Origin of the sequence: Aquipseudomonas alcaligenes (assembly GCF_003205495.1) — a bacterium.
In the GTDB taxonomy this organism is placed as follows: Bacteria; Pseudomonadota; Gammaproteobacteria; order Pseudomonadales; family Pseudomonadaceae; genus Aquipseudomonas; species Aquipseudomonas alcaligenes_B.
The window spans coordinates 167,820-180,963 of record NZ_QJRX01000005.1 but is presented as its reverse complement, the minus strand read 5'-3'; the positions used below and the strand labels follow the sequence as shown (position 1 = coordinate 180,963).

8 protein-coding genes are annotated in these 13,144 nt (G+C 67.0%); 5 read left to right on the top strand and 3 right to left on the bottom strand.

Translation table 11 applies throughout. The features are described from left to right. Positions 1-149: 149 nt before the first annotated feature. Together DMO17_RS10970 and DMO17_RS10965 are read right to left on the bottom strand one after the other, a co-directional pair. On the bottom strand, positions 150-1,109 hold the full coding sequence (locus DMO17_RS10970; protein WP_110682525.1) for an AAA family ATPase: 960 nt from the start codon (positions 1,107-1,109) through the stop codon (positions 150-152). 130 nt (positions 1,110-1,239) lie between these two features. Then, positions 1,240-2,094, bottom strand: a complete 855-nt coding sequence (locus DMO17_RS10965; RefSeq protein ID WP_110682524.1) for a DUF1353 domain-containing protein — start codon at positions 2,092-2,094, stop codon at positions 1,240-1,242. A 227-nt stretch (positions 2,095-2,321) separates the two neighbouring features. Here DMO17_RS10965 and DMO17_RS10960 point away from each other — a divergent pair, with 227 nt between their 5' ends. The 5 genes from DMO17_RS10960 to DMO17_RS10940 all read left to right on the top strand — a co-directional run bounded on the left by DMO17_RS10960 (position 2,322) and on the right by DMO17_RS10940 (position 11,667). Beyond that, complete coding sequence (locus DMO17_RS10960; protein WP_110682523.1) at positions 2,322-7,184, top strand: NAD-glutamate dehydrogenase; 4,863 nt, start codon at positions 2,322-2,324, stop codon at positions 7,182-7,184. Between the two features lie 153 nt (positions 7,185-7,337). Continuing rightward, a complete protein-coding gene (locus DMO17_RS10955) occupies positions 7,338-8,063 on the top strand; it encodes a type 1 glutamine amidotransferase (RefSeq protein ID WP_110682522.1) in 726 nt (241 codons plus the stop codon). Between the two features lie 444 nt (positions 8,064-8,507). Next, positions 8,508-9,917, top strand: a complete 1,410-nt coding sequence (locus DMO17_RS10950; RefSeq protein WP_110682521.1) for a circularly permuted type 2 ATP-grasp protein — start codon at positions 8,508-8,510, stop codon at positions 9,915-9,917. Between the two features lie 2 nt (positions 9,918-9,919). Next, positions 9,920-10,870 (top strand): alpha-E domain-containing protein, encoded by a 951-nt coding sequence (locus DMO17_RS10945; RefSeq protein ID WP_076578057.1) that lies wholly within the window; start codon positions 9,920-9,922, stop codon positions 10,868-10,870. Then, positions 10,867-11,667: a transglutaminase family protein gene (locus DMO17_RS10940; protein WP_110682520.1), complete on the top strand. Its 801-nt coding sequence runs from the start codon at positions 10,867-10,869 to the stop codon at positions 11,665-11,667. The genes DMO17_RS10945 and DMO17_RS10940 overlap by 4 nt, the downstream gene beginning before the upstream one ends. Positions 11,668-12,753: 1,086 nt before the next feature. Here the strand turns inward: DMO17_RS10940 and DMO17_RS10920 are convergent. Beyond that, positions 12,754-13,095: a hypothetical protein gene (locus tag DMO17_RS10920; RefSeq protein ID WP_110682517.1), complete on the bottom strand. Its 342-nt coding sequence runs from the start codon at positions 13,093-13,095 to the stop codon at positions 12,754-12,756. Positions 13,096-13,144 lie beyond the last annotated feature (49 nt).

The following is a 13,144-nucleotide window of genomic DNA, read 5'->3' as shown; positions in this document are numbered from 1 at the left end:
CTCCCACGAGTGGGAGAGGGCCGGGGAGAGGGTAGTGTGGCCTATGACCCTCTCCCCCCGCCCCTCTCCCATAAATGGGAGAGGGGAGAAAGCCGCTTTGGCCCATCTCCCGCACGCGGGAGATGGGCGGTTGGTTGTCGTGCGCGGCATCAGGCCACCGCCACCACGTCGAGGATGCGCTGGATCACCCGGTCCTGGTCGATGCCGGCGGCCTCGGCCTCGAACGACAGGATGATGCGGTGGCGCAGCACGTCGAACAGCACCGCCTGGATGTCCTCGGGGCTGACGAAGTCGCGCCCGGCCAGCCAGGCGTGGGCGCGCGCGCAGCGGTCGAGGGCGATCGAGCCGCGCGGGCTGGCGCCGTAGGCGATCCACTCGGCCAGCTCGGCGTCGTGCTTGGCCGGGGTACGGGTGGCCATCACCAGCTGCACCAGGTATTCCTCCACGGCGTCGGCCATATAGAGGCCGAGGATTTCCTGGCGCGCGGCGAAGATCGCCTGCTGGCTGACCCGGTGCTCCGGCTTGGCCTCGCCGTGCAGGGCGTCGCCTCTAGCCTGGGCGAGGATCTTGCGCTCCACGCTGGCGTCCGGGAAACCGATCTTCACGTGCATCAGGAAGCGGTCGAGCTGGGCCTCGGGCAGCGGGTAGGTGCCTTCCTGCTCGATGGGGTTCTGCGTGGCCATCACCAGGAACAGCGGCGACAGGTCGTAGGTCGAGCGGCCGATGCTGACCTGGCGCTCGGCCATGGCCTCCAGCAGCGCCGACTGCACCTTGGCCGGGGCGCGGTTGATCTCGTCGGCCAGCACCAGGTTGTGGAAGATGGGCCCCTGCTGGAACACGAAGCTGCCGGTTTCCGGACGGTAGATCTCGGTGCCGGTGATGTCGGCCGGGAGCAGGTCGGGGGTGAACTGGATGCGGTGGAACTCGGCCTCGATGCCCTCGGCCAGCTCCTTGATCGCCTTGGTCTTGGCCAGGCCGGGGGCGCCCTCGACCAGCAGGTGGCCGTCGGCCAGCAGGGCGATCAGCAGGCGCTCGATGAGCTTTTCCTGGCCGAGAATCTGGGTAGCGAGAAATTGCCGCAGCGCGACAAGCGCCTCACGATGTTCCATCGAGGATCTTCCTGGAAAGGGACTGACGGGTTGCCGAAATCACCCGATCGGGCTGCCAACTCTACTGCATCGGCGCGCTAACTGGCATGCCCCCGGCCGGCTCTGCCGACCAGTTCCGCTTCCGCGCGGCTCACACAGACCGTGCTGCCGCGGCGAAGTTCAGCGCCGCCGGCGCCTCCAGCCCCGGCAGCGGGCTGGTACAGCGCAGCGCGCTGTTGCCGGGGCGCGGCCCGCGCACGTCGGGCGCGCCGAACAGGCGCACCGCCAGGTAGTAGGCGAAGGCCAGCGGCCAGGCCATGCCGGCCTCGCGCAGCATGCGCAGGAACAGCAGGTCGGCCTCGTGCTTGGCCACCGGGGCGGCGTTCAGGTACTGGTAGAGGGCGTCGTGCACCAGGCTGGCCGGGTGCGCCAGCGGCCAGAACACCTCGCCTGCGCAGAGCTGCCCGTCGCACAGGCGCAGCACCGGGTGCGGCTTCTCCCACCAGTCCGGGATGCCGATGATGGCCAGCCAGTAGAACGGCACCTTGGGCGTGCAGCCGTCCCAGGCGTAGGTGCTGCTGCGGCTGAAGTCGTAGCGCACTTCCTGGCGCTGCAGGTCGACGCTGGAGTGCCCCGGGTTGACCACCAGCCAGCCATCGTGGAGCAGCAGCCACTCGCCATAGAAGTAGCGCCCGGCGAACTCCGGGCAGTGGCGCACGAAGGGCTGGTCGATGTAGTTGAGCCAGGGGCCGGCGTGGTCGCGGCAGGCGAAGCCCCACTTCGCCTCGCTGGCGGCGCGCGCCGCCGCGGCGCGGCGCCGGCGCTCGGCGCGGCCGGCCCAGCGCGGCAGCAGCACGCCGAGGTAGACCGGCACCCCGGCCCACAGCAGGGGCGCCACCAGCGACGGCTGCAGCCAGGCGGCCAGGCCGAGCAGGGCCAGGCCGATGGCGGTGACCAGCAGGTTGCCGAAGTGGATCAGCAGGTGGCGATGAAACGGAGACTGCATGGCTTCCCTTCCCGATTGCATAGAGCGGAACCTTATCAGCGGATGCTCCTGCATGGCGATGAACGAATATGTCGCGCCGCCGCAATCCAGCTGCCATGGGCGGCCGCTAAGCTTGCCGTGACCTCATGGTCGCCCTGCGCCTGCCGAGTCCAGCCCATCGCCTAGACTGCATGGAATCCCGGCGCCGCGCGCCCATAGACGAATAACAACACCAGCGGAGCATCACCATGGCGTTCTTCACTGCTGCCAGCAAGACCGACTTCCAGCATCAACTGCAAGCGGCGCTGGCCCAGCACGTCAGCGAGCAGGTCCTGCCACAAGTGGCCCTGTTCGCCGAGCAGTTCTTCGGCATCGTCTCCCTCGACGAACTCACCCAGCGCCGCCTCGGCGACCTGGCCGGCTGCACCCTGTCGTCCTGGCGCCTGCTCGAACGTTTCGACGCCGCCAAGCCGGTGGTGCGGGTGTACAACCCGGATTACGAGAAGCACGGCTGGCAGTCCACCCACACCGCGGTGGAAGTGCTGCACGCCGACCTGCCGTTCCTGGTCGACTCGGTGCGCATGGAGCTGAACCGTCGCGGCTACAGCATCCACACCCTGCAGAACAGCGTGTTCAGCGTGAAGCGCAAGAAGGGCGGCGAGCTGCAGCAGCTGCTGGCCAAGGGCAGCAGCGGCAAGGACGTGCAGCACGAGGCGCTGATGTACCTGGAGATCGACCGCTGCGCCAACGTCGGCGAGCTGCGCACCCTGGAGAAGGCCCTGCACGAAGTGCTCGAGGAAGTGCGCCTGGCGGTCGCCGACTTCCAGCCGATGAAGGCCCGCGCCGAGCAACTGCTGGCCTGGCTGGACAAGGCCAAGCTCAAGGTCGACGGCGCCGAACTGGAGGAGATCAAGACCTTCCTCGCCTGGCTGCTGGACAACCACTTCACCTTCCTCGGCTACGAGGAGTTCACCGTGGTCGAGGAGAAGGACGGCGGCCACCTGGTGTACGACGAGTCTTCCCTGCTCGGCCTGTCCAAGCGCCTGCGCGTGGGCCTGAAGAAGGACGAGCTGCACATCGAGAAGGAGGCCGTGGACTACCTGCGCGGGCCGCTGCTGCTGTCCTTCGCCAAGGCCGCCACGCCGAGCCGCGTGCACCGCCCGGCCTACCCGGACTTCGTTTCGATCCGCGAGCTGGACGCCAAGGGCAAGGTGGTCAAGGAATGCCGCTTCATGGGCCTGTACACCTCCTCGGTGTACGCCGAGAGCGTCAAGCGCATTCCCTACATCCGCCGCAAGGTCGACGAGATCAGCCGCCGCTCCGGCTTCGACCCCAAGGCCCACCTGGGCAAGGAGCTGGAGCAGGTGCTGGAAGTGCTGCCGCGCGACGACCTGTTCCAGACCCCGGTGGACGAGCTGTTCAACACCGCCATCGCCATCGTGCAGATCCAGGAGCGCAACAAGCTGCGCCTGTTCCTGCGCCGCGACCCCTACGGCCGCTTCGCCTACTGCCTGGCCTACGTGCCGCGCGATGTGTACTCCACCGAGACGCGGGTGAAGATCCAGCAGGTGCTGATGGAGCGCCTGCAGGCCAGCGACTGCGAGTTCTGGACCTACTTCTCCGAGTCGGTGCTGGCGCGCGTGCAGTTCATCCTCAAGGTCGACCCGAAGAACCGCGTGCAGATCGACCCGCTGCGCCTGGAGAAGGAAGTGGTGCAGGCCTGCCGTTCGTGGAAGGACGACTACGCCAGCCTGATCGTCGAGAGCTTCGGCGAGGCCCAGGGCACCAACGTCCTGGCCGATTTCCCGAAAGGCTTCCCGGCCGGCTACACCGAGCGTTTCGCCCCGCACTCGGCGGTGGTCGACATGCAGCACCTGCTCAGCCTGTCCGACGAGCGCCCGCTGGTGATGAGCTTCTACCAGCCGCTGACCCAGGGCGAGCAGGAGCTGCACTGCAAGCTGTACCACGCCGACACGCCGCTGCCGCTGTCCGACGTCCTGCCGATCCTGGAGAACCTCGGCCTGCGCGTGCTCGGCGAGTTCCCCTACAAGCTGCGCCGCGCCGACGGCCGCGAGTTCTGGATCCACGACTTCGCCTTCACCACCGCCGAAGGCGTCGACGTCGACATCCAGCAGCTCAACGAGACCCTGCAGGACGCCTTCATCCACATCGTCAGCGGCGAGGCCGAGAACGACGGCTTCAACCGCCTGGTGCTGACCGCCGCCATGCCCTGGCGCGACGTGGCGCTGCTGCGTGCCTACGCGCGCTACCTCAAGCAGATCCGCCTGGGCTTCGACCTCGGCTACATCGCCGCCACCCTGGTCAACCACGCCGATATCGCCAAGGAACTGGTGCGCCTGTTCCGCACCCGTTTCTACCTGGCGCGCAAGCTGTCCGCCGAGGACCTGGAGGACAAGCAGCAGAAGCTCGAGCAGGCTATCCTCGCCGCCCTGGACAACGTCGCGGTGCTCAACGAGGACCGCATCCTGCGGCGCTACCTGGACCTGATCAAGGCCACCCTGCGCACCAACTTCTTCCAGAACGGTGCCGACGGCCAGCCCAAGCACTACTTCAGCTTCAAGCTCAGCCCGCGGCTGATCCCGGAGATCCCGCGGCCGGTGCCGAAGTTCGAGATCTTCGTCTACTGCCCGCGCGTCGAGGGCGTGCACCTGCGCTTCGGCGACGTCGCCCGCGGCGGCCTGCGCTGGTCCGACCGCGAGGAGGACTTCCGCACCGAGGTACTCGGCCTGGTCAAGGCGCAGCAGGTGAAGAACGCGGTGATCGTGCCGATGGGCGCCAAGGGCGGCTTCGTGCCGCGCAAGCTGCCGCTCGGCGGCAACCGCGACGAGGTGCTGGCCGAGGGCATCGCCTGCTACCGCATCTTCATCAGCGGCCTGCTGGACATCACCGACAACCTCAAGGACGGCAAGGTGGTGCCGCCGGAAGGCGTGGTGCGCCACGATCCGGACGACCCCTACCTGGTGGTGGCGGCGGACAAGGGCACCGCGACCTTCTCCGACATCGCCAACGGCATCGCCCTGGACTACGGCTTCTGGCTGGGTGACGCCTTCGCCTCCGGCGGCTCGGCCGGCTACGACCACAAGGGCATGGGCATCACCGCCAAGGGCGGCTGGGTCAGCGTGCAGCGCCACTTCCGCGAGCGCGGCATCGACGTGCAGAAGGACAGCATCACCGTCATCGGCATCGGCGACATGGCCGGCGACGTGTTCGGCAACGGCCTGCTGCTGTCGGACAAGCTGCAGATGGTCGCCGCGTTCAACCACATGCACATCTTCATCGACCCCAATCCGGACCCGGCCAAGAGCTTCGTCGAGCGCAAGCGCATGTTCGACCTGCCGCGCTCGTCCTGGGCCGACTACGACGCCAAGCTGATCTCCGAGGGCGGCGGCATCTTCCTGCGCAGCGCCAAGAGCATCGCCATCACCCCGCAGATGAAGGCGCGCTTCGACATCCAGGCCGACAAGCTGGCGCCCACCGAGTTGATCAACGCGCTGCTCAAGGCGCCGGTCGACCTGCTGTGGAACGGCGGCATCGGCACCTACGTCAAGTCGAGCAAGGAGAGCCATGCCGACGTCGGCGACAAGGCCAACGACGGCCTGCGCGTCAACGGCAACGAACTGCGTGCCAAGGTGGTGGGCGAGGGCGGCAACCTCGGCATGACCCAGCTCGGCCGCGTCGAGTTCGGCCTCAATGGCGGCGCCAGCAACACCGACTTCATCGATAACGCCGGCGGCGTGGACTGCTCCGACCATGAGGTCAACATCAAGATCCTCCTGGGCGAGATCGTCGGCGCCGGCGACATGACCGGCAAGCAGCGCAACAAGCTGCTGGCCGAGATGACCGACGACGTCGGCAACCTGGTGCTGGGCAACAACTACAAGCAGACCCAGGCCCTGTCCCTGGCCGAGCGCCGCGCCCGCGAGCGCCTGCCGGAGTACAAGCGCCTGATGGCGGCGCTGGAGGCGGCCGGCAAGCTGGACCGTGCCCTGGAGTTCCTGCCCAGCGACGACGAACTCAACGAGCGCGCCGCCAACGGCCGCGGCCTGACCCGGCCGGAGCTGTCGGTGCTGATCTCCTACAGCAAGATCGACCTCAAGGAAGCGCTGCTGAAATCCCTGGTGCCGGACGACGACTACCTGGCCCGCGAGATGCAGACCGCCTTCCCGGCGCGCCTGACGCAGAAGTTCGGCGAGGCCATGCGCCGTCACCGCCTCAAGCGCGAGATCGTCAGCACCCAGATCGCCAACGACCTGGTCAACCACATGGGCATCACCTTCGTGCAGCGCCTGAAGGAGTCCACCGGCATGAGCGCGGCCAACGTCGCCGGCGCCTATGTCATCGTGCGCGACGTGTTCCGCCTGCCGCACTGGTGGCAGCAGATCGAGGCGCTGGACTACAAGGTGCCGGCCGAGCTGCAGCTGCAGCTGATGGACGAGCTGATGCGCCTGGGCCGCCGCGCCACCCGCTGGTTCCTGCGCAGCCGCCGCGAGGATCTGGACGCCGCCCGCGACGTCGGCCACTTCGCCCCGCGCGTGGCCGAGCTGGCCGGACGCCTGGACGAGCTGCTCGAAGGTCCGGCCCGCGAGCAGTGGCTGGCGCGCTACCAGAGCTTCGTCGAGGCCGGCGCGCCGGAGGAGCTGGCCCGCGTGGTCGCCGGCACCAGCCACCTGTACACCCTGCTGCCGATCATCGAGGCTGCCGACGTCACCGGCCAGCCGGCGGCGGACGTGGCCACCGCCTACTTCGCCGTGGGTGGCGCGCTGGAGCTGTCCTGGTACCTGCAGCAGGTCACCGGCCTGCCGGTGGAGAACAACTGGCAGGCCCTGGCCCGCGAGGCGTTCCGCGACGACCTGGACTGGCAGCAGCGCGCCATCACCATCGCCGTGCTGCAGATGGCCGAGGGGCCCAAGGACATCGAGCAGCGCGTGGCCTTCTGGCTGGAACAGCACAAGCCGCTGGTGCAGCGCTGGCTGGCCATGCTCGCCGAACTGCGCGCGGCCACCGGCACCGACTACGCCATGTACGCCGTGGCCAACCGCGAGCTGATGGACCTGGCGCAGAGCGACAAGCAGGGGGTGTGCATTCCCTGACCCGGCGCGGCCCGCACGCATTCGCCGTGCGGGCCACTAGCCGGCGATGCCGGCCTCGGTTAGCCTGCTCGCAAATAAAAAGTCCGTCAGACCGGTGCGGGGCCGTGTTTCGGCACGGGCCTTGCGTTGGCAAGCGGACAGCGGAGAGCAGTCATGACCGACATCCTGATTCTGACCCACGTCGATTATTGTCCCCCGGGTCACCTGGCCAGCGTCCTGCAGGCCCAGCAACTCGATTTCACCGTGCTGCGCGCCGACCTCGGCGAGCTGGCGCGCGTCGACCTCGACCGTCCCCGTGCTGTGGCGGTGATGGGCGGCCCCATGAGCGTGAACGACGACCTGCCCTGGATCAGGGCGGAAATTGACGCATTGCGCCACTTCATCCGGCGCGACATTCCCCTGATCGGCCATTGCCTGGGCGGCCAGCTGATTGCCAAGGCCCTCGGCGCGGCCGTGCACCGCATGCCCTACACCGAAGTGGGCTGGCAGCCGCTGGTGCGGCGCGACAACGGCAACCCCTGGCTGGCGCACCTGCCGCGCGAATTTCCCGTGTACCAGTGGCACAGCGACACCTTCGAGCTGCCGCCTGGCGCCGAGTGGCTGCTGTCCAGCCCCTGGTGCCCGAACCAGGGCTTCGCCTGGGGCGACAAGGTGCTGGCCCTGCAGGGCCATCCCGAAGTGACGGTGGAGGTGGTGGAGAACTGGCTGCGCGACTGGTCGCACCTGCTCGACGAGACCCAGGCCAGCCAGCAGGGCCTGCGCCAGATGCTGGCCGACCTGCCGAACCGGGTCAGCGCCCTCAACCGGGTGGCCGAGGGCTTCTACCAGCACTGGCTGCACCTGGCCTTCGGCGAGCCGGCGGTGGCCCGGGCTGTCTGATCTGTCCCGGCGTGGCGCATTTTTCCTACACGGATTCTGCGGCGTAGCCCGGGTGCAATCCGGGGAGGGCGCTGCCTGCTTCCCGGATTGCATCCGGGCTAGCACTTTCAGTCAGCCATAAAAAAGGCCGCTCGAGCAGGAGCGGCCAGCAGGAGCGATCGGCAGAAGGGGAGCGCCGATCTGCGAAGCGGCGGGCCTGATGCAGCCGCCGTTCGATGCCGTGCAGTCTGCCCAGCCGCCGCCGGCAGGGGAAATCGAAGCTGCCTATGCACCCCATAGAGAGGCTGCCACGGCCTGGGGCGCGGCCGCCGGCGCGGCGCCCGATATTGCCCTGAATTGGTGCGAGGATCTCGGGGTTGTCATACAGGTTATTGAAATAGAACGATAAATTTCGTGGCACGGGCCTTGCGATGGCACTCCTGTCCGGGTGACAAGGAGTACGGCATGGCCCGCACCTTTTATGACGAGATGTACGACGCGAGCGGCGCAGTCCGCCCGCACTACCGGGAGTTTGCCCGCTGGCTGGCCGACACGCCCGCCGAAGTGCAGGCCCAGCGCCGCCGCGAAGCCGACCTGCTGTTCCACCGCGCCGGCATCACCTTCACCCTCTACGGCGACGAACAGGGCACCGAGCGCCTGATCCCCTTCGACACCATCCCGCGCAGCATCCCCGCCAGCGAATGGCGCATCGTCGAGGCCGGCTGCATCCAGCGCGTGCAGGCGCTCAACCTGTTCCTCGCCGACCTCTACCATGACCAGCGCATCCTCAAGGCCGGCATCATTCCGGCCGAGCAGGTGCTGGCCAACGAGGGCTACCAGCTGGCCATGCAGGGCCTCGACCTGCACCGCGACATCTATGCGCATATCGCCGGCGTCGACCTGGTGCGCGACGGCGACGGCAGCTTCTACGTGCTGGAGGACAACCTGCGCACGCCCAGCGGCGTCAGCTACATGCTGGAAGACCGCAAGATGATGATGCGCCTGTTCCCCGAGCTGTTCGCCCAGCAGCGCGTGGCGCCCATCGACCACTACCCGAGCCTGCTGCTGGACACCCTGAAGAGCTCCAGCCCGATCGACAACCCATCCGTGGTGGTGCTCACCCCGGGGCGCTTCAACAGCGCCTATTTCGAGCACGCCTTCCTCGCTCGCGAGATGGGCGTGGAGCTGGTGGAAGGCGCCGACCTGTTCGTGCGCGACGACCGGGTGTTCATGCGCACCACCGCCGGCCCGCAACCGGTAGACGTGATCTACCGCCGCCTGGACGACGCCTTCCTCGACCCGCTGGCCTTCAACCCCGACTCCATGCTCGGCGTGCCCGGCCTGCTCGCCGCCTACCGCAGTGGCAACGTGGTGCTGGCCAACGCGGTGGGCACCGGGGTGGCGGACGACAAGTCGATCTACCCCTACGTCGGCGACATGATCCGCTTCTACCTGGACGAGGAGCCGATCCTCAAGAACGTGCCCACCTGGCAGTGCCGCAAGCCCGCGGAACTGTCCCATGTGTTGGCCCACCTGCCCGAGCTGGTGGTCAAGGAAACCCAGGGCTCCGGCGGCTACGGCATGCTGGTCGGCCCGGCCGCCACCAAGGCCGAGATCGAGCTGTTCCGCGAGCGCCTCAAGGCCAACCCGGCGGCCTACATCGCCCAGCCCACGCTGTGCCTGTCGACCTGCCCGACCTTCGTCGAGAGCGGCGTGGCGCCGCGCCACATCGACCTGCGTCCGTTCGTCCTGTCCGGCCGCGAAACCCGCCTGGTGCCCGGCGGCCTGACCCGTGTGGCGCTGCGCGAGGGCTCGCTGGTGGTCAACTCGTCGCAGGGCGGCGGCACCAAGGACACCTGGGTGGTGGAGGACTGATCATGCTTTCGAGAACTGCCTCCGACCTGTACTGGATGTCGCGCTACCTAGAGCGCGCCGAGAACCTCGCGCGCATGCTCGACGTCAGCTACTCGCTGTCGCTGATGCCGCACGACGGCTGTGGCGACGGCCTCGACGAACTGGCGCTGCCGCTGCTGATCACCGGCACCCTGGACGACTATCTGACCCGCCACGGCCAGCTGCACGCCGAGCGTATGCTGCACTTCTTCGCCCTGGATGCGGAGAACCCGGCGAGCCTCTATTGCTGCCTGCAGGCCGCGCGCGCCAACGCCCACGCCGTGCGCGGACGGATCACCGCCGACATGTGGGAGAACATCAACGCCACCTGGCTGGAGATGCGCGGCATCGCCGCCGAGGGCCTAGGCCGCTATGGCATCAGCCGCTTCTGCGAGTGGGTCAAGGAGCGCTCGCACCTGTTCCGTGGCGCCACCTTCGGCACCATCATGCGTGGCGAGGCCTATCGCTTCATCCGCCTGGGCACCTTCATCGAGCGCGCCGACAACACCCTGCGCCTGCTCGATGCGCGCTACGAAATGCTCGGCGAGGCCGCCGACGAAGTCAGCGACACCTCGGCGCGTGGCTACTACGAGTGGAGTGCGCTGCTGCGTGCGCTGTCCTCGTTCGAGTCCTTCACCGAGATCTACCGCGGCTCGCCGCGCACCCGCAAGATCGCCGAATTGCTGCTGCTGCGCCCCGAAGTGCCGCGCTCGCTGCGCGCCTGCATGGAGGAGCTCAACCTGATGCTCGCCGGCCTGCCCGGCGAAAACGGCCGCCCGGCCCAGCGCCTGGCCGCCGAACTGGACGCGCGCCTGCGCTACACCAGCATCGACGAGGTCCTCGATGAGGGCCTGCACACCTGGCTCACCGATTTCATCCTGCTCGTTAGGCAGTTGGGCAGCGCCATCCACACGTCCTATCTGGAGGTCGTATGAGACTCTCGATCCGCCACGACACCACCTACCACTACGACGACCAGGTGCGCGCGAGCATCCAGTACCTGCGCCTGACCCCGCAGGAGAGCGCGCGCCAGCGGGTGATCAGCTGGCAGCTCGACCTGCCGCGCCCGGTGCGCGCGCAGCGCGACCCCTACGGCAACATCCTGCATGTACTGACCCTGGACGAGCCGCACGAGGCGCTGGTGATCGGCGCGCGCGGCCAGGTGGACATAGACCCGCACTGCGAGTCCGAGCGCGACACCCGCTCACCGCTGCCGTACCTGCGCAGCACCCGCCTGACCCAGGCCGACGACGCCCTGCGCGAGTTCGCCCGCACCAGCAGCGCCGGGCGCAACGACCGCGACGGCCTGATCGGCCTGATGCACGGCCTGCACGCGCAGATGCCCTATACGCCGGGCGCCACCCGGGTGGACAGCACCGCCGCCGAGGCCTTCGCCGGCCGCGCCGGGGTATGCCAGGACCATACCCATGCCTTCCTGGCCTGTGCGCGCAGCCTGGGCGTGCCGTCGCGCTATGTATCGGGCTATCTGTACACCGAGGACAGCGGCCACCTGGCCAGCCACGCCTGGGCCGAGGCCTGGCTGGGCGAAGCGTGGTACAGCTTCGATGTGACCAACGAGCTGGCGCGGCCGGAGCGGCATCTGAAGCTGGCGGTGGGGCTGGATTATCTGGATGCCTGCCCGGTACGGGGGATGCGTCGGGGTGGTGGTGGGGAGCAGATGCATGCGCGGGTGAATGTGGCGGCGTTGATGCAGACGCAACAACAGCAGTGAGGCGTGGCGCGCAGGGCGCGCTTTTTCTCCCCTCGTCTGTTTGCGGCGGCCTGCGTAGGGGGAGAGGGAGCTTTTGCCTTTGTGGGAGCAGCCTTGGCCGCGATAGGAACTGTGCCGCTGCTCGTTTGCGTGTTGGTTGAAACATCAGTTCCGCCCTGCTGGGCGGGTCACTTTTTCCAGTCGCGGAAAAAGTAACCAAAAACGCTTGCCCCCGACATCCGGCCCCGCCTGCGGCGGGGTTCCCTCACTCCATCATCGCTCCAGGGGCACGCCGCGAAGGGCCATCCTTGGCCCATCGCGTCTCTCGCGGCATCCATGCCGCTCAACCCCTTCCGCAATGATTCCGTTCGGCCTCCTGAAGGGGGCGTTTGGAGTTGCCTGAAAGTTCTGTGCCTGGTTCCCAGGCTCTACGTGAGAACCCATTCCGCAACGCCCCGTTTAAAGCCATCAGCAACCAAATTCCACAACTGGCGCAGATCGCCAACAGCAACATTCCCACGCAAAGCGTGGGAACGATCACTGCGCGCAGCGCCGAGAAAAACCACCAGGCACCTCGGAGCCCGAGTCCCCGTCAGGAGGCCGAGTGGAGGTGTTGCGTAGGGGGACGAGCCGCATGGATGCGGCGAGAGGCGTAAAGGGGCATGGACGCCCCTTGTACGCCGGCCCCCGGAGCGGCACCGGAAGGAGGGAAGTTTGGTGGCGCAGCCGCCAAACCCGGATGTCGGGGTGCCCTTCTCTTTGGTTACTTTCTCTTGGGCAAACAAGAGAAAGTGACTCGCCGTAAGGGCGAAAAGCTAAGGTCAGTTGAGCCGAGTGCTTCGTACTGCTGCGAAAGGGCGAAAATTTAGGCTGTTTGCCGTGAAACGAAGATTACCGGATCGTAGGGCTCTGATTCGGGCCAGAACACCAGCCCGAACGGCTCAGAATCTAGTAAGAGTCCGGGCTCCTCTACTCCCCATTCGGCCATCTGCTCCGGGGTTTCAATGATGGCCTGTACAACCCCCTTTGTACGGCCACGCTCCAGCATGACGCAGTCCCCCAGTTCCACATGTTCCCCTGAGACGTAGCGCATAACTGTCCCCTTACTCACCACTGCAGTTCCAGATTTACAGCCACTTCCGGTCTGAGGGTGATGACACAAATGCCTTCGCGGTCCGTTGCTGTTTTAAGGAACAGTTGTTCTCTGCCATTGCGGGTTTGAAAGATCCACTCGGTGACCATGACGAGCTTGAGTTTGAGTAGGACTCGCTCGCCTTGGCGCCACTCGATAAAGAACTCTGCTTCATCTGGCGCCACTGTGGCGAGCACGGTGTCAGCACCTATTTGGGCCTCGAAATGCGCTCCATAGAACCAGCCTGCTTCATGAGTTCTGGTGGGTTCTACCTCAAAAAAGTTGATGAAGCTTCCTAGCTCCAGCGCGCTATTCATTTGCAGCCCTACAATTGTCAGTTTTCAGGTTTCTCTTCCATCTTCTGAC

Bases quoted from the DNA above. Each gene is read 5' to 3' on its own strand.
- DMO17_RS10970 (WP_110682525.1), bottom strand. From the start codon at position 1,109: ATGGAACATCGTGAGGCGCTTGTCGCGCTGCGGCAATTTCTCGCTACC.
- DMO17_RS10965 (WP_110682524.1), bottom strand. From the start codon at position 2,094: ATGCAGTCTCCGTTTCATCGCCACCTGCTGATCCACTTCGGCAACCTG.
- DMO17_RS10960 (WP_110682523.1), top strand. From the start codon at position 2,322: ATGGCGTTCTTCACTGCTGCCAGCAAGACCGACTTCCAGCATCAACTG.
- DMO17_RS10955 (WP_110682522.1), top strand. From the start codon at position 7,338: ATGACCGACATCCTGATTCTGACCCACGTCGATTATTGTCCCCCGGGT.
- DMO17_RS10950 (WP_110682521.1), top strand. From the start codon at position 8,508: ATGGCCCGCACCTTTTATGACGAGATGTACGACGCGAGCGGCGCAGTC.
- DMO17_RS10945 (WP_076578057.1), top strand. From the start codon at position 9,920: ATGCTTTCGAGAACTGCCTCCGACCTGTACTGGATGTCGCGCTACCTA.
- DMO17_RS10940 (WP_110682520.1), top strand. From the start codon at position 10,867: ATGAGACTCTCGATCCGCCACGACACCACCTACCACTACGACGACCAG.
- DMO17_RS10920 (WP_110682517.1), bottom strand. From the start codon at position 13,095: ATGAATAGCGCGCTGGAGCTAGGAAGCTTCATCAACTTTTTTGAGGTA.